Source organism: Chromatiales bacterium 21-64-14, from assembly GCA_002255365.1.
GTDB lineage: Bacteria > Pseudomonadota > Gammaproteobacteria > 21-64-14 > 21-64-14 > 21-64-14.
The window spans coordinates 20,007-40,875 of sequence record NCBI01000023.1; the positions used below are offsets into that span (position 1 = coordinate 20,007).

Genomic DNA, 20,869 nt, shown 5'->3' on the forward strand with positions numbered 1-20,869 from the left:
TCGGGTATGATTGGCTACCGCTATATTGACCGCTGCCGATTCCAATCCCAAGCGGGCGGGCGACAGGAAGGCGGATTAGCGAAGTCGAGCCATACACTATAGGGTTGACCCAGTGCGTGGGTGATGGGGCTATCACTCAGAGGCCTCAGTGCGGATGTGTTCCGCAAGCAACGTCACGAAGCGCTGACGGTGGGTGCAGTAGTCTGGGGCTTCCAGGTCGCCGGTGCGCGCCGTCTCCCCGAGTTGATGAACGATCCGGGCCAAGGCGCTTTCTTGGAGGGTGTGGGCTTCGAGGTAAGGGGCCACGAGGGTTGACAGGTGCGCGGCGAGCTGCTCGGTAAGTGGTGTATCGCTGCCCAGCAACACCACGCGTGCTTGCCATTGCAGAAAACCCGCCAGCACCGCCAGGGCCGAGCGCGGTCGCCGCGGATCGGATCGCACCCACGGCAGGTGGGCCTTGGCCCAGCGCGGGATATCTTCGGCCGGTAACGGTGGCGAAATACCGAAGCCCTGACCAAAATCGGCACCCAGGGTCGCGACCGCCTCGATCAGGGACGCGTCCGCCAGCCCCTCCACCACGACCCGGGCGCCTAACGCGTGGGCCAGCGCGGTGAGTTGGCCGATGAGGTTGAGCAGCCGGGTGGGATCTTCCCGTCCGGGTAGCACCAGGGATTTGTCGATCTTTACCACATCGAAGGGGAGCTCCCGGAGCCGGGAAAGGTTGCTGTAGCCAGTACCCAGGTCGTCCTCGGCGAATTCCACCCCGAGGGCGCGGTACGGGGCGATATGTTCGACCAGCGGTCGATCGGCGCGCGCGAACTCCTTGGTTTCGAGCACCTCGAGGGAGAGGTGACAGCCTTCGGGCAAAGGATGATCGGCCAGGGCCTCCCGCGTGACCTCGAGATAGCGGCGATCGAGCAGGCCCTCCGGGGGCAGGTTGACCGACACACCCACCGACAGGCCTTCGCGGGCCCAGCTGCGGCTCGCGTCCAGCGCTGTAACCAAGCCGAGACGAAACAGCTCGAAGAGATCCTCGGCGACGAAGGCCGGGAGGAACCGGGCCGGCGGAATCAATTCCTCACCATGCCGCAGACGGGCCAGGGCCTCCATCTTGACCACATGGCCCGTCCTGAGGTTGACGACGGGTTGGTAGTGCATGACCAGGCCGCCGTTCCGGAGCAGAACGCGATAGTGCAGACGCTCGGGAAGCGCCTGTACCTGCGTGCGGCCGGCTTCGGCTTCGATACGGGTAATGCCCAGCGACAGGGTGCGCTCGAGGTGTTCGAGCAGAGCGCGCTGGCCAGCGGTGTTCAGTCCACCGGGGAACGGCGAAAAGAGCAGCAGGATCGCCTCCGTCTGCCCGCCGACGCCTGATAGAGGCACGGAGGCGACGGAGCACACGCCGGCGTCCAGGGCAAGGTCGCGCCACGGGGAGACATCGGGATCGGTCGCGAAGTGGATGTTGCGCTGTATCGTGTGGGTGCGCCAGCTCTGTGGTCCGATGCCCCGGCCTCCGGGGAACGAGGGGTCGGTCGCGATCGGCGGTACCGCCCCCGACTGGACCGCTTCGAGGTAGCGCAGGCACGCATCGCCGGCGATGGCCTCAGGCAGAAAGATGGACTGCTCGTTTGGGCGGGCAATGGCGGCCGCGACGACCTCCTGGAGTTCCACCACGGCCTGCACGGCCCCTTCGATGAGATCCGCGTAGCGCTCGCTCGTCCAGGCGAGCGTGTCAATGCGTGTTCGGACCTGTTCGCGCGCACGGGCCACCTGTTCGTAACCCGCCGCCTGAAATTCAGCGTCCGCAGTGAGCCGTTGATCGAGTATCGGCAGCGCGAGATGTGCCCGCAAGACGCCGCTCCCCGCGATCGACCGTAAACGAGCCAGCCACAGACTGTAGACGTTGATCAACCAGCCTTGGTCCACCCCCATGATGCAGTGGACGCAGCCAGCGCGCTCGGCGGCCACGCGGTGGCGGAGTTCGCTGAGTTCCGGATCAGAGATCATCCGAAAGTGCGCGGCCAGGTTATCTTCAATGCGGGCCGATTCCACCGCGGTGAGTTTCCCGAGGATCTCGGCCGCCCCCGGGTTGGTGGCGATGTGGTCGCGAAAGGCCCGGATCAGGTCCTCCGTCGAGCGTGCCAGGACTTCGCGCAGTGGAATAAGCAGGCGTGCCGCCGTCTCTCCGTACAGGGGCACGGATTCCGTTGCCGGGTGGGGCAGCACTCGTTGCCTGTTCAAGGCCGGTGCGTGGTCTTCGCCAGGCAGGCTCCACCAAGTCGTGCGTGTCCCTTTTCGGGCCTTGGCCTGATAGAGCGCCCGGTCGGCCAAGCGCAGCAGTTCGCCCGGCGAATCCTGCTCGCACAACGGATAGATCACGAGGCCCAGGCTTGCGCCCACCCGAACGGTGAGGTCGTCTATCGGCAGCGGGGCGGTCAGACGGGCGTCCACGCGCTCGAGTAGGGGTTCCAGATCATCGAGGTCTTCGAGATCTTCGAAAATCAGGAGAAATTCGTCTCCCCCCATGCGTGCGACGAAGTCATTGGATCGCGAGGTGTCCCTGAGTCGTTCGGCGAGTTCCCTGAGCACCTTGTCGCCCATGGTGTGTCCGTAGGTGTCGTTGACGGGCTTGAAGTCGTCCAGGTCCAACAGGCCGATCGCAAGAAGCCGCTTGTGGCGCGCGCTGCGGTTCAGTGCGCCCTCGAGCTGTGCTTCCATGGCGCGGCGGTTGGGCAGGCCGGTCAGGTGATCGGTGAGCGCCAGATTCAGGCGATGGAGGGTCATGCCGGCCACGAGTGCGACATGTTCGAGGACTTGATGCCAAGGGTGCGTTGAAAAGCGGTCCGGCTCATGGCTGTAAAGTAGCAGGACGCCTACGGGTCCTTCGGGCCCTGCGAGCGGGACCGCACTGGTCGAGCGCCAACCGGCCAAAGCGCCGGCTTCCCTCCAGGGTGCCATTTCCGGGGACCTATCCCAGTCAGCGGTGGTCTGAATCGTGCCGGTGCGCCACGCTCGCCCCGCCGGGCCCTCGGCGCTGGGCCCGGTGTCGGCGCGGATCGTGACTGCACGGAGGTACTCCGCGACACCGGCGCCCCCCCATGCGCAATATCGCATGTGCCCCTCGGCGTCCGGGCGCCCGGACCAAGCGCCGTCAACCCCGCTTGCAAGCACCCAGTCCACCAGGACCTGATCGAGCGCTTCCCGGCTCTCGACCCGCAGCAGACGGCGGCCGAGGTCGATAAGCGTGGTGAGCGGTTCGATCATGTGCGCAGTTTACATGGGCGGCCGGGCTGGCCGTTCCAGGGGCTCAACCGGGCATACGTGGGCTAGGGCCCGACGTGGAAACGGCCGCGGGCAGCGCATCCCAGCGTCCCGGTTCCGGGACCCAAACCCTGGTTTCCGGGCGTCGAACTTCCCACGCTTCCACCGACATCACGGTGCTCCCGTTATCCTGGGGGATGTTACTCGAAATAATAGACTATTTTTGATGGCTGCCGGGCGTGCTGGTAGCAATACCATCGCCCGGTTTGACGTGCCTCCACGGTGTCCCGTCTGCCGCTCATCCTTTGAGGCAGGTCGAAATCGTGGCCCCACTACCGCTGATGCGAACAGCGACTGAAAACTGGCGCGGCCCCGAGACGATGCTCAATGGTGAGTATTCACACCAGACAAAGATGCCGTGGGGCGCGCTGGGTGCGTCGAACCTCTGCCGCCGGGGCATGCTGTGTTGACTCGTGTGTAAAATGATGCCTATGCTGCCTATGCCTCTACAAATTTGCCGCGGCAGCGGCCTCATCAAGGGGGACTTCTCCATGCGCAACCGAACCATGGCAATCGCAATTTTGGCGCTCGCACCGTTGGCAGTCGCGCACGCCGATCCGGACGCCGGCTGCGGCGCCGGCACAAAGATCTGGGCCGGTCAGAGCGGTACACCGTACAAGCTGCTTGCGGCGACCACCAATGGATCGTTCGGCAACCAGACCTTCGGCATCAGTTCCGGTACGCTGGGCTGCAGCCAGAACGGTGTTGTCACCGCCTCGGCACGCATTCCGCTGTTCGCCAAGGCCAACCTCGACCAATTGTCTGGCGATATGGCCGCCGGTCACGGTGCGGCGCTCACTGCGCTGGCCTCGCTGTATCGCGTGGCCAATGCAGACCGCCCGGCGTTCTACGCGCTGACCCAGAAGAACTACGCCAAGTTGTTCCCGAGCAGCGCCACGACCTCCAACGACATGGTATCCACGCTCGATACACTTCTGAAATCCGACGCGCGCCTGGCGCGCTACGCGGCCTGATCCCGGACCGCTGTCACAGGGCGGCAGCGTTGCGCGCTGCTGCCCTTTTTTGTGGACCAACGATCGCCGCAATTCTGCTGTTGGCGCTCGGGCTGACGGCCGCGCCGCGGCGCGCTATCGCCGCGAACGATCACGCGCCCTACCTGATTGCGCTGCAGCGTCGCGCTGCCGCGCTAGGACTGGCGCGGCGACCGGAATGGCTGCGCCTGCTGCACATGGAACCGGGATCCTTGGGCGCCCTCGAAAGCCAGATCTCCGACCCGCTCTTCTTCCTCGCGAAGCGTGGCCGCCGCAACCCGCAGGCGGAGCTAAATGCCACATTGGCAGGCTTTTTCGGCCATCCGTCCGTGGCGGGCGAGAGTGTCGCGTGCCGCTTCCATGCGCGCTACGAGTGGCTCGATACACAGCTCCACTTCAATCCGCAGGGGCTTCCGCCGCCGTCCTGCCCAGCCCTTACTGACTGGCTCAAGGCGCTCGACGTGGGCCGGATCTACGTCGTGTTCGCCGCCAACGATCTCGATAGTCCAGCCTCGATGTTTGGACACACGCTACTGCGTGTTGATCAGAAAACGGAGGTGCCTGGCGAGCGCTATCTGGCCTATGCGGTGAACTACGCTGCTCAGACCGGCACCGTCAACGGCATGAGCTACGCGCTACGCGGGCTGACTGGCAACTTCACCGGCTACTATTCCGTGATGCCCTACTACGACAAGATCCGCCAGTACGAAGGTTTCGATCACCGCGACCTGTGGGAATATCCACTGCGGCTCGACGCCCGCCAGAAGCAGATGTTGCTGTGGCACCTATGGGAGCTGCGCGGTATCGGTAGCCGCTATTATTTTTTCTCGCGCAACTGTTCCTACGAATTGCTGACGCTATTGGCCGTTACCGTCCCGACGATCGACCTCACGCGCCGTTTCGACCGCGGCATACCCTACGCGATCCCGATCGACACGGTGCGTCGGCTGCGTGACGCCGGACTGGTGGGCAAGCCACTGTACCAGCCGTCAGCCGCGCGGCGGTTGCGCTGGCGGTATGGACAGCTCGGTGCCCCGCAGCGCGCCTGGGTGCGCGGCTATGTGGATGGGCGCCGAAAACTGCCACCGCCCGGCGGTCCAGCCCAACAGGCGGGCGAACTCGAGGTGGCCCACGAAGCGCTGTATTACCACTTCCAGAACGGCAGTCTGAAACGCGCCGCGGGACTGCCGCGCGATCGCGCGGCGCTGTTGGCACGCAGCAAGATCGAGCAGCAACCGAACTTCGAGGCGTTGCAGCAGCCCCGGCTGTCTCCGGACGAGGGCCACGCCAGCGGGCGGGTGAGTCTCGGTATGCGCGCAAGCGACGGAACCACCGCGGCACTGTTGCGCTGGCGGCCCGCTTACCATGACCGGCTCGATCCGCCCGGCGGGTACCTGAAGGGCAGCGAGATCGAGTTTCTGAACCTCGGACTTCTGGTTCGCCCCGGCCAGGTGACCTTGGCCGACGCGCGGGTGCTCAGTGTGCAGCAGCTTGGTATGCGCGACGGCCTGTTTCATCCTTGGTCCTGGCAGGTCGCCACCGGCGTGCGCCGCTACGGGCTGGACGGGGAACGGGCCGCACCGCGCGGCGACCTCGGCGGTTACCTGGAGGGTGGCCCCGGCATGGCATGGCCTCTTACGGACCATCTGCAGGCCTATGTATTTTCGATCGCAGCGCTCGACGTCAACGGTTCGGTGAGTGGTAACTATGCGCTGGCCGGCGGGGTGCGGGCGGGATTGGCGGCACAGTGGCCGCGGGGTGTTACCAGTGAGGTTTCAGCCCACTGGCAGGGCCGGATGCTGGGTGGTACGGTGCCCGGCTGGCGTTTGCGCGCCAGCGCGCAATTCACGTTGGGAAAACAAAACGGACTACGTCTGACGGCCAGCTATGGCCATCAGCGCTACAATCTGGCAAGCGTGGAGCTGGGTTGGGAGCACTACTTCTGAAGCCGGCGGCGGATCATATCGAACCGGCGTTCGGCGTTCGGCGTTCGGCGTTCGGCGTGGGAGCGTGCCGTGCCGGTGCCCCGTGCAGTTGCCGGAACCCGGCACGGATGAATATGACGGTCGGTTGCGTTGTGCCATTTGGTGCAGTTCGGTCATAAGCAATGTACAATCATATCCGTAGCGCGTTACGACCTATGCGCGGAGGTGCCCGATGGGCCTGATCCTCGCAGTCTTGGCCGCCGTCACGCTGGCCATTGAAATCCAGACCCTGACGTTTTATCTGATGGCGATCGCCGCGGCGTTTGCGGTGGGCAGTGCGCTCGCCTTTATGGGGTTTGCTACAACGGTAGTGCTGGGCGGGGTCGCCGTGGCGGCCCTCGTGAGCTTGCCGGTGGCGCACTTCCTGCGCCGGCGCCTGCTTAAACCCACTGCGGGCACGCGCCAGTTGGAGGCGGAAGATACGGGGCAATTGGTACGTGTCGAGACCGTCCTGCCCGAAGGTTTTCGGGTCGAATACCGTGGCACGACCTGGGGCGCGAAACTGTTGGAGTTGCCGGTAGACCCGGTTCAGCCCGGTGACTTGCTGCGCATCGCTGGCCGCCAGGGCAACACCTTGCAACTCGCCCCCTTGGACACTCACCGCACCACCCCGGAGTAATACCATGGACCTACTGATTGTTCTGGCCGTCTTGGCCGTAGTCGCGCTACTGATCGCAGGAGCGGGTATCAAAACAGTCCCCCAGCAGCACGCCCTGGTTGTGGAGCGCATGGGCCGCTTTCATAAGGTGCTCGGGCCCGGACTCAACGTGCTGATCCCCGTCATGGACCGAGTGGCATACGCCTTTGATCTGCGGGAAACACCGATTGATGTCCAAAAGCAGGTGTGTATCACCAAAGATAATACCCAGATCGCGATCGACGGGGTGCTATACCTTCAGATCACCGATCCTAAGGCCGCGGCCTATGGGACCAGTAATCCAACCGCCTCGATGATTCAATTGGCCCAGACTGTTATGCGCTCTGATGTGGGCCAGCGCAATCTGGATGAGGTCCTGTCCTCGCGCGTGGCGCTGAACGCGGCCGTGGTCTCCGAGCTCGACAAAGCCGCGACGACTTGGGGGCTCAAGGTGCTGCGTTATGAAATCCGAGACATTACGCCGCCCGAAGATGTCATTCGCGCGATGGAACTGCAGATCACGGCCGAGCGGGAGAAACGCGCGCGCGTGGCCACGTCGGAAGGCGAACGCCAGCAGGCGATAAATGTCTCAGAGGGCGCGCGTCAGGGCGCTATCAATCAAGCACAGGGTGAGCAGCAGGCCCGCGTATTGCGCGCCGAAGGCGAGGCCAAGGCCATTTTGGTCGTAGCCGAGGCGACTGCCCAATCCCTGCAGATGGTAGGTAAAGCCCTGGAAGCGGCGGGGGCCCGGGACGCCATGCAGATGCAGGTTGCGGAGTCGTTTATCGCCCAATGGGGTGGCATCGCCAAGCAAGCAAACGTCATGATCGTACCGGCCGATATGGGCGATATTGCCAAGACGGTGGGCACCGCGTTTCGCATTGTGGAAGGGGTCAAGTCCGCGACCGGCGGGTCCGTCCCCAAGTAAGCACCGCGCGTCATCCTGGGCGCTGCCCAGTGACAAACGACCCAGGTTTATTTTCCCGCCTTGGCGACACACGCGATCTCCGTCCCAGTGGATCGCGTGTGCCGGGAAGATAAACCTGCTTCGGGTTCTCACCGCTTAAATATTAATAAATACATTTAGTTGTTATTTTATGTAGTGCTGACAGCGGCGCCTGCCTTGTCTTGCATTGGAACCGTTGGGGCGGTTCCGAATCCAATCCCTGCATGGGCGGCCTGCGGGCCTGGGCGGCCCCAGCGTGTGCAACGTTCAACAATGAGCGGGCACTGTTGTAAACTTGAGGTCCGGCATCCCTCGGTTTTAGCGCCAGTCGCTCCGCCGGCGCGCCGGTACGCATGCCGCCGAAGACGTATTGAAACGGTCCACCCCTGCCCATGTCCATCCGACGCTGGTTTGGCCGCACCATGATCGCGCTTGCAGCATTGGGCGCGATGGTCGCTGTGGCGGCGTCTGTATGGGTCTATCGTGTGGTGTTGCCGGGCCTACCCACTGCGGCGCAGATTCGCGACATGCACATGCAGGAACCGCTGCGCGTATACGCGGCGGGCGGCGGGCTGATCGCCGAATACGGCACCAAACAGCGCATCCCGATCCCCTATGAGCGCATCCCCGCACGTGTCCGCGAGGCATTTCTGGCCGCGGAAGACGCCAATTTCTTCCACGAGCCGGGCGTCTCCTGGGAGGGACTGTTACGCGCCGCGATTCACTTGGTGCTCACCGGGCGCAAGGACCAGGGCGGTAGCACGATCACCATGCAGGTCGCGCGCAATTTCTTCTTGACGGCGCGCAAGACCTACGCACGCAAGGCACGCGAGATCCTGGTTGCGATCCGTATGCACCAACTGCTCACCAAGCAGCAGATCTTGGCGCTTTATCTCAATAAAATCTACCTGGGACAGGGGGCATACGGGATCGAGGCAGCGGCGCGTGTCTATTACGGCAAGGACCTCATGCAGCTGACATTGCCCGAGATCGCGATGTTGGCGGGTCTGCCGCAGGCACCCTCGGAGATCAACCCGATCACCAATCCCACCGCCGCGCTGCATCGGCGTGCCTACGTGCTCGGGCGCATGCGCGACCTGGACGACATCAGTGAGGCAGAGTACCAAGCGGCTTCAGCGGCGCCCATTACCGCCACCCTGCACTCGTTCGCACCGCAGGTGGATGCGGCCTACGTCGGCGCAATGGTGCGCGACGCGGTATATCAGCGCTACGGCTCCGCCGCGCTGACCGACGGTTACCGGGTCTATACGACAATCAACGCCCGCCTGCAGGCCGCCGCCAACCACGCACTGCGCTGGGACTTATTGCGCTACACCACCGAACATGGCTATCGCGGACCGGAGGCGCACCTCAACGCCGCAGAACTGAGCCCCGCGGCGATGGACAAGGCGCTGCAGCGGCTCAGTACGATCGCCGGCCTAGTGCCCGGGGTTGTGTCGGGGGTGGGGGTGAACAGCATCCAGGTCTACCTCGGCGCCGGTAAACAAGTGACGGTCGGCTGGAGTGGACTTTCCTGGGCTCGGCCCTATGTCGATCAGGATCACACCGGCCCGGTGCCGGCGAACGCGGCGCAGATCGCAAAGCTCGGCGATGTGGTGCGTATTCAGCACCTCGCCAACGGTTCCTGGCGCCTCGCCCAAATCCCCAAGGTCCAGGGAGCGCTCGTGTCGATCGCGCCGCGCGACGGCGCAATCCGCGCGCTGGTCGGCGGCTTCTCGTTCCGGCTGAGCCATTTCAACCGCGTTACCCAGGCCTATCGCCAACCGGGGTCGAGTTTCAAGCCGTTCGTCTACTCCGCCGCGCTGGCCAAGGGATTCACAGCGGCTACCATGATCAATGACGCCCCGGTCGTGCTCCCCGCCGGGCAGGGATTCGACTGGCGTCCCGAGGACTACGAAAAGACCTTCCTGGGGCCGGTACTGCTGCAGACCGGCCTGATCGATTCCCTCAACCTGGTCTCGATCCGCATCCTCCAGGATATTGGCGTTGACTATGCGCGCCAGTACGCAGCGCGCTTCGGGTTCGACCCGGCGCGCATCCCGGATAATCTGACCCTGGTACTCGGCAGCGGAAGCATATCTCCGTTGGAATCCGCGCGCGCCTACAGCGTATTCGCCAACGGCGGATTCCGGATCAAGCCGTGGTTCATCAACCGTATCGTCGATCAGCAGGGCAATGTCGTATTCCAGTCGGATCCCGAAGTGGCATGCCCCGATTGCCCGGTATCCGAGCCCCCCCAGCCGGCCGCGGCCGGTGCCGGTGCCGCGGCGTTACCCGCGAGCGCCGAAGATGCCACTGTCTCCGACGCAACAGTGTCCGATGCCACTGCCTCCGATGCCACCGCGGCGGCCGCGGCCCCACCGGCCGCGCCGCGACCCGCACCGCGTGCGATCAGCGCCCAGAACGACTATCTAATGGTACAGATGCTGCACCGGGTGATTCAGCACGGCACCGGCCAGGCGGCACGCGCCCTCGGGCGCAACGATCTCGCCGGGAAGACCGGCACCACCAATCGTCAACGTGATGCCTGGTTTGCGGGGTTCAATCCGGCGCTGGTCACGGTCTCATGGGTCGGCTTCGATCATGTGACGCCGCTCGGCCACGCCGAGACCGGTGCCCGCGCGGCACTGCCGATGTGGATGTCGTTCATGCGCGCGGCGCTCAAGGGGCAGCCGGAAAGATTCCTCCCGCAGCCACCGGGCTTGGTGACGGTGCGCATCAATTCGCGTACCGGCCAGCCGGCCGGCATCGACGATCCCGGTGCCGTTTTCATCACCTTCCGCGGGCGCTACGCCCCGACGGTAAAGGGCCAGGGCGGACCGCCCCCGCCGCCGGTGCCACATTTATTCTAAGTTCCGTTGACGTGACCCGGTACGTGCGCACCGGACGGCCATGGAGGTGGAATCGTATGCGTAAGCTATTATTGTTGGCATTGACCGGGGTGATCTTGACTGCCCCGGTTCTGGCCGCCGATTCGAACGGCCAATCCCGCATGTATGGAATCGGTGCGCACTCCTGCGGCCAGTTTATGTCAATGTCCGAATCGAAGCCGAAGTATTTCGTGTACAGGGAATGGACGGCGGGGTTCATCACGGCCTACGACATGTTTAGCCCAAAAACCGACAATATCATCGCACGCCCCAAATTCAATGGCGCAATGGCTTGGATCAAACGATATTGCGCGGCGCACCCGCGCGCGCCCTATAGCAGGGCGGTCGCGACCTTGATGGTACGCCTCCGCCGTCAGCAAGCTGCGACGGGGTCGGACGAATAAGCACAAGCCGAAAGCATCCCGGGGGTAAGGGGGGCGAGTAGGGGCTCATACTTGAATCCCGCTAATCCGATGGTGCTTATCGAAGGGCCGGGCGTTCAAGCCCCCAGCCAAGCCGTGCTGAGGTCAGCCATGGAACGTATGTGAACCTCGGACCTTGGTTCGTGGGTTCCGTGGACATTTCTTTAACGATACGGGTACCCGGGCACCAACTAAGAGACATTCCCGATAATGCCCAATTCCATAATGCATGCGAGGCGGTCGTCCAACTTTACCGACGCCGTGGCCGGTTCCCCGCCGTCACGAACCGTTGCGGTGGATGGTGCTCGCTTGCGAAATCAGACTGACCAATGGGTGGTCGCGTTTAGCCGAAAAAAAGAGGGCGGCATCCGCCGCCCTCAAGTCGCGGAGCGCGAACGTCTGGTCAGTGACGCTCGCGGTCGTCCGTTTCCCGATGCCCGAAATCGAACATCGTCATCAGGTTGCCAATCGCAGGTGCATTGATCGGTACGTAAGGATTGCCTTTGGCCGTGATCGGATCGGGCAAGTTGTCGCGGCTGCGCGACGAGATGGTCCCGATCCGCCAGTTCGCTTCGACGAACTTATCGAATGAAATGTGATCGCCGTAAGTATGAACTACGCCGATTCCCTTGGAGTACGGCGATACTACGATAAGCGGAATACGCGGGCCATCGCCGAAGAAATCGATCGGTTCGATATAACCCGAGTCGTAGTAACCACCGCCCTCATCCACCGTAATGATGATAGCCGTATCCTTCCATAGCGATGGATTGGCCTTCACCGCGTCGACGATCTTGCGCGAGAACGCTTCAAACAGCTCGAATTTCGAGGACGCGGGATGGCCGTCCAGGTAGCCGTCGGGTTTGACGATCGATACCGCCGGGAGCGTGCCGTCCCCGATGTCGGCGTACAGATCGCGTATGCCCTTGAGGTTCTGACGCAACGCGGGGTTAGTCATGATCTGGGTGGAATACAGGAACGGATTGCAGATGTTGCAGTACGAGCTATTCTCACCGGTCTCCTGCCCGCCGGCCCAGCCTTCCCCATAGTAATGCCACGAGATGTGATGGCGGCTTAGCAGCAGACCCAGGTTGGGCTGTCGGGTTGGAGGGACCGTGAACTTGTCCGGCCCGAGCGGCGCTGGCTGTCCGGTGCCCAAATAGCCGGGGTTGTAATTGTTCACGAGATAGTACGCGTGCGGTTGACAATCTCCGTTGCGAAACGCCGGGTACGGGAGCGACTTCAAGTAGTCGCGGATCGGAGCCACTCCGGGCTGAGCAGCGTCCGCGCAGTTCACGTAGGAGCCCCCGCTGTATCCGTCCTCGGTATAAAAGTTGTTGGTACCGGGCTGCGCATCGGGGTTCTCGATCTGGTTCGCGGGCGGTGTGGCCGGTTTGCCCTTGGCGTTGGCGTAGTACAGCGCCGTGCCGTAGCCGATCGCGACATGATTCGCGCCTGTCCCACCCATCACCGCTTGGTGGAAATTGTCGCTCATGGCATATTCACGTGCCAGCTGCGCGAAGTAACTTTCGTCTCCGTCCGCCATGTTGTAGAAGCCCATGGAGATCGGTCCTTCGTGGTAGCCGTTTTGGGCGTAGTCGGCGGCTTGCGGCTTGCCATTGCTGCCGGCGCCCACGGTGGCCTCTACCCAGGGCCACAGATCGTTCTGGCAACCACTGGGGTTACGTGGCGTCGCGGCGCTACGGTCGCAGTCGGCCTGCTGCCACATCTGGAAGAAGCGATGCACGGGGCTGCCGGCGTAATCGTCGTAGCTGAGATATTGGGTAATGTCGTAGGGGCCATTGGCCAGATCGGCAGGGAAACGCGTGTCGACGGTGCTGCCCGCCGCCAAGCCGCTGCCGCCGATGGTAAGCAGGCGGTACGCGTCGGTCGGAAGCGCCGGCTCGACTGCCTGCGCGGCGCTTACCGAGGAGTAGGGCGCGTCCGCTGGTGTCCCAGTCGTGGTTACCGGGCCGAGGGTCTGGTAAGGCACGGTTTTAACTGGATGGATCGAGTAGGCGCCGGTATCGGTGGCTTGCCACTGAATGGCACGGTTGAAATTCGGCCCCGGTGAGCCATCCGCGTTGACGATGCCTTCGGACAGCAGGTTCTCGATGGTTTCCCCCGGATTCGGCTTGAAGGTGCCGAACACGTGATCGAACGTGCGGTTCTCGCCGATGATTAGTATGACGTGCTTGATTGGTGTGGCAGTCGCGTGGATATGCTGGTCGTGATCCTGAGCGTGCAGCGGTGATATCGCTCCCAGTGCGCTTCCCAGTAGCGTACCAAGCGCGACCGTCAGCGGTTTCTTTCCGATTGGTCCCATGACACCCTCCTTCCCTCAAACGCCGCCCCCGGCGGGGGACTCAGCAGTCGTCGCGTAGCTTATCCACCGTGGTGTTGCCGCACGGTGACCGGAAAATGACGCCAGGATGAAACGCGAAGGCCGCACGACGTCACGCCACGTGGGCCACTATTTGTAGTGAAAAATGCAACACAATATTTGTCGATGGATGAAACGGGCACGACGAAATCGGAGCGAAGCCGGCATTGGGACCACGGCTGCTGGCCGTTAATCAGTGGATTGGAGCGCGGGGGTAAGGGGGTGGATCAGTTTATCAATGTTGGGAACGCATCGACCTGCGATGCAGTGAATCGCCGGGTCGTGAGACAGAACCAGTCACCGTTTGCGTCCGCATTCAGCCGAACAAGCGCACTGCTTCATAAATCGAACCGGCAATGAGCGCCGCGCCTATGCCAAGGATGCCATAGGCGCCCCGGGTCAGGTCACTCAACGTCTTTTTAATGGCGGTGCGATCGTTGACGTTGGGAAATTCGGTTTCAGGTACCGCGACACCAAGAAAATCACAAAGGGGTTTCCAACCCTGGTCGGCGGAAAATACCAGCAGCCGATCCGCCGGAACCGCGCGCTTAACATCCGCGATGTGCTGATGATAATGGGCGATGGCCTTTCCACGGTCATTCATCGTTCCCTTGTGTGAGCGTTCCCAGATGAGCTTGTGAGACATGTCGCCAAATTTGTGCCCGAAGGGTGTGGTAAATTTCAGCACCTTGAACTGCCACATGGTCTCCGTGAAATAGATGGTGTCCATGGTGCTCTCATACCAGGCGTCGGCACCACGCGGGTGCAGCGTAAGTATCACCTTGGCGTCGGGATACGCGGCCAACAGTTCACGCCATACACAACAGGCGGGGTTGTCTATCGTTGCGGTATATTTTGACAATACCTGTTCCCAGTCATGCTGCGTACCCGCCTCCGTATTGGCCACCTTGCGCCAGAAGTCCAGGTGCGACTTGTTGTCCTTGTTCTCCAGCACTTCGAACATGTGGTAGCACGGGAAGCCAAGTTGCTTGAGCGCCGTGTACACCGACAATGTCCCGGTCCGCCCAAATCCGGCGCCAATGACTTTAAGGGCCATGATTGCAGTTCCCGCAACAATTGGTGAAAAATTGTGGCTCTTCAGGGTTCCTGAGTGGGCAGAGGAGATCTAGCCTAAACCCTGGCCCCGGGGGAGTATCGCGGAACTATGCGCGATACGGAACTCTACCAAACGCTTTTGGGCCTCACCCTGCCATGGGAGGTAACGGCAGTGAACGTCACGCAAGCCTCGGCCGACCGCCCGCTGGGGGAGATTGCCGTCACCGTTCAGTGGCGAGCGGATGTCCCGTTGCGCTGTCCGCACTGCAATGCGGCGGTACCGGGCTATGATAGCCGCCCGCGACGCTGGCGACATTTTAACACCATTCAGTGGAAGACGTTCATTACGGCAGATGTGCGGATTGAAGCTCGTAATTTCTGGGCGCCACTCGTGCAGATTCGGCAGCATCGCTCGCTAGTGAGAGCGGGCGCGGATTGAAACCAATTTGTATATGCTCATTTTCGAAGAGATTCCGGTGGACGTGCGCGTGGTATGCGCCACCCATCGGAATCTCCAGAAATTGGTTCCGGAGGGCGCGTTCCGCGAGGATCTCTACTACCGCATCAGCGAAGTGACCATCCGCATCCCGGCGCTGCGTGAACGCCAAGGCGAGGCAGTAGTACTGGCCCGCCACTTTCTGGACCGCTACGCCCAGCAGCACGGACGCACGGTGCTCTCCTTCTCCGCCGACGCATTGAAGGCGATCGAGGCCCATACCTGGCCGGGCAACATCCGCGAGCTGGGGAACCGCGTCAAACGCGCGGTGATCATGGCCGAGGGCAAGCAGATCACCGCCCAGGAGCTGGAGTTGGAACCCGGCGACGCGGACCCCCTGCCTTTCAGCCTGCGCCAGGTGCGGGAGAACGCCGAGTGCCAGGCGCTGCTGCGGGCGCTGCGCCAACGGCAACGTCTCCCAGGCCGCGGAACTATTGGGCATCACCCGCCCCACGTTCTACGCCCTCGCCAACAAGTACCACCTGGACCTGGGACGTAACGGGCCCTGAACCGGAATGGTTACCGGGCCGCGATGGCCATGCCTGCGACCTCAGGAGGATCCCAGTGTCAGTTTTTTTACAGGCCTACGAAATTTTTTTCTAGTTTATTAACAGTAAGTTGAATTACGCTGCGCTACGAAATGACATTTTTATAACTATATATTAATAATTATGTAAAACAATATGAGCGACGCGACCTCAATCGCGTACGTTTAATATATCATATTGTTTTTAAATGATATGTAGAATCTTCCCGGGTATGGGCCGGAGACCCAACGTCACGGAATTTTACAGAGTCTGCCCGCAGATCGGTCACGAAGCCCAAGAGTTATTTTATCTATTTGATATGTAAAGTTAATATTATGATGGCCCCATTCTTGCCTCAGCGCCCGCGAAGCTGCTCCGAACGCGGGCTGCACTCGTGCCTAGGTTAGGTGCAACCGAAATTTCATCCACATGGATTGAGGAAGACAAGGCCATGAAGAATCTTCTCTTAGCCGGCTCGCTGGGTCTCATGCTTGTCGGGCTGACCGCCCCGCACGCTCAGGCGAGTCCCTACACGGTGACACTCACGCAGCAGGGCAGCAATGTCGTCGCGAATGGTAGCGGTGCGATCGATACGACCGGCCTCGGTTCATTCACCTACACATCTCACACGTCGCATGTAGACCCATCGGCATCGTTCATAAGCATGGGCGCTTCCCCAACCCTTTGGGCTTATACGATCCCATCCCTTGTCTCGCAGCCTTTTGGGACTGGCGGTTTTACCGCTGCTGCCAGCTCATCCGGTTCGGATGTCGGAATTAATGTTTCCAATACCAACTACTATTATCCCGACGTGTACGTCCCTGCAAACTACGTCTCCGATACCAATCTCACCAATAGCGCAACATGGAACGGCAGTTTCGCCTCCCTCGGGCTGACGCCCGGCACCTACGTCTGGACGTGGGGGACGGGAGCGGATCGAAGCTTCACAGTCGATGTGCAAGCGTCCGCTCCAACTGTAGCCGACCCCCCCACGCTCGCGCTGCTCGGTGCCGGGGTGCTCGGATGGGGACTGGTCTTTCTGCGCCGCCGCAAGGCCGCATAATTATTATTTCGCTCGCGTCGGTCTGACCTGATTTCGGAGGCCAACGGATATTTCTTGACCGCTGAGCGGGGGATCCCTCGCCCAGCGGTCGACTGCCGCCGGCCGTCGTTTCCGCAGACGGGACATTTGAGGGGTCGGTCCGGGTCGGATACCTGACGTTTAGCCGCTGACGGATCGACGGCAGCTCCGGCACGCAAGAAACGGAATCCGAGATTCTCCTGTCCCCTCGGGGCATGGAGACGGCGTTGCACCGGGAGGACCCTTGACGGAGACCGACGAGGGGGAAATCGGAAAATCGGGGACGGAAAATCGGGGACAGACCACGGATTCTACCTTGCTACCGGAAGTTGCGTGGGATTCGTGGTCTGTCCCCGATTTCCCCTGCGAGAAGCGCAATTTACACCCAAGTAAATGGGCACCGCAGTGGCGTCCGCAACGCCGCATGGGCAACCGCGCTCTTTAAAGAGCTGCCCGAGTCGATCCAAGTGCGCGGCCGTGCCGTGCTCTCGTGAGGACGTGCCCGCACCGCCCTCAGTGCCGTCCAGGGCGATCGAGGCGCCCCTCCCAGATGCAGCGCCGCTGCGCGAGCCAGTCCTCAACCACGGCTAGGGCCTGTGGATCGATTCGGCAAGTGCGGACCCGACCGGTCTTTTGCGTTCGCACCAGGCCGCTTTCTTCGAGTATCGCGACATGCTGCACGACCGCCGCCAGCGACATTGGGAGGGGCCTGGCAAGTTGGCTGACCGAGGCGTCTTCGCGCATCAACCGTTCCACGATTGCGCGGCGCGTGGGATCCGCCAGCGCACGGAACACCCCGTCGAGCGGTGCCAAAGAGTTAAGCATAAGCTTTACTATCGAACGCCCGCCACAAATAGTCAACCAAAGACTTTACTAAATAGCCGGCCCGCTTCTGGCCCGCGGGGCTCCAACCCCGTAAAACCGGCGTAAAACCGGGACGTAAAACCGGGACACCCACGGTTTCTGAACCCGATCTCGCGCCGATAGCACGCTGACGGGACCCATCCATCTCCGGGCGGCACGACCGATCGTGGACCGTTAGTCACGCCGCACGGTGCGTTTCGGACCAGCGCATTTCCCGGTACCCTGACGCCTCGGCCGATGACGGGACTACGTAGAGGGCGGAGCCATTGGGGTGGCGGCGCAACACCGAAGTGCGGCACACCGAGCCGCGGCTGTCGCTGCTGCTGCGCGCGCTGCGGCATCGCAACTACCGGCTCTATTTCGCCGGCCAGAGCATCTCGCTCATCGGCACCTGGATGACGCGCCTGGCCACCAGTTGGCTGGTGTGGCGCCTGACCCGTTCCGCCGACGTGTTGGGGCTGCTCGGTTTCGTCGGCCAGCTGCCGACCTTCCTGCTCGCCCCGTTCGCCGGTGTGTGGGTCGACCGGCTCAACCGCCACCGCCTGCTGATCGTCACGCAGGCCCTGGCCATGGTGGAATCCTTCGTCCTGGCGGCGCTGGCGCTCTCGGGTACCATCCAGGTGTGGCAGATCCTCGTGCTGCAGGCGCTGCAGGGCGGGATCAACGCCTTCGACATGCCCACCCGGCAGGCGCTGCTGGTGGACCTGATCGAGGACCGCGCGGACCTGCCCAACGCCGTGGCGCTCAACTCCTCGATGGTGAACGCCGCGCGCCTGATCGGGCCCAGCATCGCCGGCCTGCTCATCGCCTGGGTGGGAGAGGGCTGGTGCTTTCTCGCCGACGGCGTCAGCTACCTGGCAGTCATCGCCTCGCTGCTCGCCATGGGTGTGATCGCGCGCCGGCCCGCGCGCAGCACGCACAAGGTCCTGCACGAACTGCGCGACGCCGTGCGCTACGTCCACGGGTTTGCGCCCATCCGCGCCATACTCCTGCTGCTGGTGCTGCTCGGCCTGGTGGGCATGCCCTACACCGTGCTGCTGCCCGTCATCGCCGCCCGCACCCTGCACGGTGGCGCGCATACCCTGGGCTTCCTTATGGGCGCCATGGGGGTCGGGGCACTCGCGGGCGCGCTGTTCCTCGCTACGCGGCGCACGGTGCTCGGTCTCGGACGGCTGATTCCGCTGGCGGCCGGCACGTTCGGGATCAGCCTGATCGCCCTGGGCCTGTCGCGCTCGCTGCCCCTGTCCCTCGTCCTGATGGCCGTGACGGGCGTCGGCTTTATGATCCAGATGGCCGCCAGCAACACCCTGGTCCAGGTCCTCGTGCGCGAGGAGATGCGCGGCCGGGTGATGGCGCTCTACATCATGGCGTTCATGGGAATGACCCCGTTCGGCAGCCTGCTCGCCGGGGCGATCGCCGCGCGCGTCGGGGCGCCGGAGACGGTCCTGGGCTGCGGTGTGATCTGCGTCATCGGCGCCGTCGTGTTCGCGCGCAAACTGCCGGCGCTGCGCGCGATCGCGCGGCCGGTCTACGTGGAGCGGGGTATCCTGCCGGCGGTGGCCACCGGCATCGGGACCGCGACCAACCTGCGGGAGGAGACGGGGCAATAACGCGGGGACGGGTCAATTTCACCCGCATCGGCAAAGCCGGGTCGGGCACAGTGCGCGCAGCGCAGTTGGGTGGAACGACCGGAAGCCACGGGCGGTTCCTGTCGTGCCGTCCGGTGCAATCGCGGGGCCTATTACACCCTGTGTGGGGGATGGTTAGCGGTTCCGCAACGGGAGGGGGGAGGGCGTGAGCATTGAACGTATTACCCACTACCTGCGCATCTCGGAGCGGCTGTGCTCGTCCGGCCAGCCCGACGAGGCGGGGTTCCAGGCCATCGCGGCGGCCGGATTCAGCGCGGTCATCAACCTGGCGATGCCCGATTCCGAGCGCGCCATCCCCGAGGAAGGCAGCATCGTCACCGAGCTCGGCATGAGCTACCACCACATCCCGGTGCCGTTCGACGCGCCCGGGCCCAAACACCTCAAGCGTTTCATCGGCCTCATGGAGGGCCTTAAGGACGAGCGCGTCTGGGTACACTGCGCCGCGAACTACCGCGTGTCCGCTTTTCTCTATCTCTATCGCCGCTGGCAGGGCATGCCTGAAGACGAGGCGCGCACGGCGCTGCTCCCGGCCTGGCAGCCGAACCCGACGTGGCGCGCCTTCATGGCGCAGCCGCCGGAAGCCCCGCACCAACGGGCGTGACGGGGCCGTCCCGCGCGCGCTTGGGCAGGGTAGCGGCGCCCCGCAGGCATCCAACGAACGTCCCATCCTTATCAGGCCGTGCCGTGCCGTGGCGCCCTGGTCGGTCGTGCCCGTCGTATGGGACGGCTTGACATGCAACCATTCAGTTGCATATTATCGGGTCACATGGATGCCGTGTTCAAGGCCTTGGCAGATGAGAGCCGCCGCAAGCTGCTCGATGAACTGTACAAGGACAACGGCCAGACGCTGACCCAGCTGTCGGCGCACCTCGACATGACGCGGCAGGCGGTTGCGAAGCACCTGGCGCTGCTCGAGGCGGCGGACCTGGTGGCCGTGGTCCGGCGCGGGCGCGAGAAGCTGCATTATCTCAACCCGATGCCACTGCACGAGATCTACGCGCGCTGGATCGGCAAATACGAGCGCCATCGGTTGCAGGCCTTGAGTGAACTGAAAAAGGGTCTCGAAAACCGCAAAAAAGGATGACCACCATGGAAAAGCCGACATTCGTCTATGCGACCTATATCCGCACCACGCCCGAGAAACTCTGGGAGGCGCTGACCAACGGCGACTTCAGCGAGAAATACTGGTTCGGCTTCCGCATCGAGCTGGAGCCGAGGACGGGCGGACGGATCCGCATCCTTGCGCCCAAGGGCACGGAAGGGTGCGGCGATCACACCGGTGAGGTTTTGGTCTGGGAACCCTGCCGCAAGCTGGTCTACACCTGGAGCATGAAGGACGCGCCCGAAGTCGCCGCGATGCGCGAGGGTCCTTCGCGCGTCACCTACGAACTTACGCCGGTGGGCCGGCAGGTCCGGCTGCGTCTGATCCACGAGAACCTCCTGCCGGAGGACCTCGAGGCGAATCCCGACACGTTCCGCGGCATCAACAACGGCTGGCCGGCCGTCATCAGCAGCCTCAAGAGCCTGCTCGAGACCGGAGAACCGATGACCTACGCCGCCGCCTGACGGCGGAACGAGGCCGCCCTGTGGGTCTTAAGGGGACGGAGGGAATAAAGTTT

The 20,869-nt window shown here is 63.0% G+C and carries 15 protein-coding genes and 1 pseudogene; 12 read left to right on the plus strand and 4 right to left on the minus strand.

The window, feature by feature from the left end:
• Positions 1-132: 132 nt before the first annotated feature.
• Complete coding sequence (locus B7Z66_11145; protein OYV75867.1) at positions 133-3,264, minus strand: hypothetical protein; 3,132 nt, start codon at positions 3,262-3,264, stop codon at positions 133-135.
• 548 nt (positions 3,265-3,812) lie between these two features.
• Between B7Z66_11145 and B7Z66_11150 the strand changes: the two genes are divergently transcribed.
• From B7Z66_11150 to B7Z66_11175, 6 genes are all read left to right on the plus strand, one after another.
• Positions 3,813-4,295 carry a hypothetical protein gene (locus tag B7Z66_11150; protein OYV75883.1) on the plus strand — a complete coding sequence of 161 codons (483 nt, stop codon included), beginning with the start codon at positions 3,813-3,815 and terminating at the stop codon, positions 4,293-4,295.
• A 29-nt stretch (positions 4,296-4,324) separates the two neighbouring features.
• Positions 4,325-6,259 carry a hypothetical protein gene (locus tag B7Z66_11155; protein ID OYV75868.1) on the plus strand — a complete coding sequence of 645 codons (1,935 nt, stop codon included), beginning with the start codon at positions 4,325-4,327 and terminating at the stop codon, positions 6,257-6,259.
• Between the two features lie 211 nt (positions 6,260-6,470).
• Positions 6,471-6,917 carry a hypothetical protein gene (locus B7Z66_11160; GenBank protein ID OYV75869.1) on the plus strand — a complete coding sequence of 149 codons (447 nt, stop codon included), beginning with the start codon at positions 6,471-6,473 and terminating at the stop codon, positions 6,915-6,917.
• A gap of 4 nt (positions 6,918-6,921) precedes the next feature.
• On the plus strand, positions 6,922-7,863 hold the full coding sequence (locus B7Z66_11165; GenBank protein ID OYV75870.1) for a paraslipin: 942 nt from the start codon (positions 6,922-6,924) through the stop codon (positions 7,861-7,863).
• 410 nt (positions 7,864-8,273) lie between these two features.
• Entirely contained in the window at positions 8,274-10,754 is a 2,481-nt protein-coding gene (locus tag B7Z66_11170) for a hypothetical protein (protein OYV75871.1), read from the plus strand.
• A gap of 56 nt (positions 10,755-10,810) precedes the next feature.
• A complete protein-coding gene (locus B7Z66_11175) occupies positions 10,811-11,176 on the plus strand; it encodes a hypothetical protein (GenBank protein OYV75872.1) in 366 nt (121 codons plus the stop codon).
• Positions 11,177-11,597: 421 nt separating this feature from the next.
• On the opposite strand, the gene B7Z66_11180 is transcribed toward B7Z66_11175, so the two are convergent.
• Both B7Z66_11180 and B7Z66_11185 read right to left on the minus strand, forming a co-directional pair.
• Positions 11,598-13,520 (minus strand): phosphoesterase, encoded by a 1,923-nt coding sequence (locus tag B7Z66_11180; GenBank protein ID OYV75873.1) that lies wholly within the window; start codon positions 13,518-13,520, stop codon positions 11,598-11,600.
• Positions 13,521-13,893: 373 nt separating this feature from the next.
• Entirely contained in the window at positions 13,894-14,634 is a 741-nt protein-coding gene (locus tag B7Z66_11185) for a hypothetical protein (GenBank protein OYV75874.1), read from the minus strand.
• A gap of 108 nt (positions 14,635-14,742) precedes the next feature.
• Between B7Z66_11185 and B7Z66_11190 the strand changes: the two are divergent.
• Positions 14,743-15,638 (plus strand): annotated as a pseudogene (locus tag B7Z66_11190) (hypothetical protein).
• A 469-nt stretch (positions 15,639-16,107) separates the two neighbouring features.
• On the plus strand, positions 16,108-16,719 hold the full coding sequence (locus tag B7Z66_11195; protein OYV75875.1) for a hypothetical protein: 612 nt from the start codon (positions 16,108-16,110) through the stop codon (positions 16,717-16,719).
• A 531-nt stretch (positions 16,720-17,250) separates the two neighbouring features.
• Here the strand turns inward: B7Z66_11195 and B7Z66_11200 are convergent.
• Complete coding sequence (locus B7Z66_11200; protein OYV75876.1) at positions 17,251-17,562, minus strand: transcriptional regulator; 312 nt, start codon at positions 17,560-17,562, stop codon at positions 17,251-17,253.
• 359 nt (positions 17,563-17,921) lie between these two features.
• Here B7Z66_11200 and B7Z66_11205 point away from each other — a divergent pair, with 359 nt between their 5' ends.
• The 4 genes from B7Z66_11205 (at position 17,922) to B7Z66_11220 (ending at position 20,816) form a co-directional block, all read left to right on the plus strand.
• Positions 17,922-19,211, plus strand: coding sequence for an MFS transporter (locus B7Z66_11205; GenBank protein ID OYV75884.1), 1,290 nt, complete (start codon positions 17,922-17,924; stop codon positions 19,209-19,211).
• Between the two features lie 184 nt (positions 19,212-19,395).
• Positions 19,396-19,851, plus strand: coding sequence for a phosphatase (locus B7Z66_11210; protein OYV75877.1), 456 nt, complete (start codon positions 19,396-19,398; stop codon positions 19,849-19,851).
• A gap of 165 nt (positions 19,852-20,016) precedes the next feature.
• A complete protein-coding gene (locus B7Z66_11215) occupies positions 20,017-20,334 on the plus strand; it encodes a transcriptional regulator (GenBank protein OYV75878.1) in 318 nt (105 codons plus the stop codon).
• A 5-nt stretch (positions 20,335-20,339) separates the two neighbouring features.
• Positions 20,340-20,816 (plus strand): hypothetical protein, encoded by a 477-nt coding sequence (locus B7Z66_11220; protein OYV75879.1) that lies wholly within the window; start codon positions 20,340-20,342, stop codon positions 20,814-20,816.
• The last annotated feature ends 53 nt before the right edge of the window (positions 20,817-20,869 follow it).

Excerpts from the sequence above, each read along its gene's own strand:
- B7Z66_11145 (OYV75867.1), bottom strand. The coding sequence starts at position 3,264 with ATGATCGAACCGCTCACCACGCTTATCGACCTCGGCCGCCGTCTGCTG.
- B7Z66_11150 (OYV75883.1), top strand. The coding sequence starts at position 3,813 with ATGCGCAACCGAACCATGGCAATCGCAATTTTGGCGCTCGCACCGTTG.
- B7Z66_11160 (OYV75869.1), top strand. The coding sequence starts at position 6,471 with ATGGGCCTGATCCTCGCAGTCTTGGCCGCCGTCACGCTGGCCATTGAA.
- B7Z66_11165 (OYV75870.1), top strand. The coding sequence starts at position 6,922 with ATGGACCTACTGATTGTTCTGGCCGTCTTGGCCGTAGTCGCGCTACTG.
- B7Z66_11170 (OYV75871.1), top strand. The coding sequence starts at position 8,274 with ATGTCCATCCGACGCTGGTTTGGCCGCACCATGATCGCGCTTGCAGCA.
- B7Z66_11175 (OYV75872.1), top strand. The coding sequence starts at position 10,811 with ATGCGTAAGCTATTATTGTTGGCATTGACCGGGGTGATCTTGACTGCC.
- B7Z66_11180 (OYV75873.1), bottom strand. The coding sequence starts at position 13,520 with ATGGGACCAATCGGAAAGAAACCGCTGACGGTCGCGCTTGGTACGCTA.
- B7Z66_11185 (OYV75874.1), bottom strand. The coding sequence starts at position 14,634 with ATGGCCCTTAAAGTCATTGGCGCCGGATTTGGGCGGACCGGGACATTG.
- B7Z66_11195 (OYV75875.1), top strand. The coding sequence starts at position 16,108 with ATGAAGAATCTTCTCTTAGCCGGCTCGCTGGGTCTCATGCTTGTCGGG.
- B7Z66_11200 (OYV75876.1), bottom strand. The coding sequence starts at position 17,562 with ATGCTTAACTCTTTGGCACCGCTCGACGGGGTGTTCCGTGCGCTGGCG.
- B7Z66_11215 (OYV75878.1), top strand. The coding sequence starts at position 20,017 with ATGGATGCCGTGTTCAAGGCCTTGGCAGATGAGAGCCGCCGCAAGCTG.
- B7Z66_11220 (OYV75879.1), top strand. The coding sequence starts at position 20,340 with ATGGAAAAGCCGACATTCGTCTATGCGACCTATATCCGCACCACGCCC.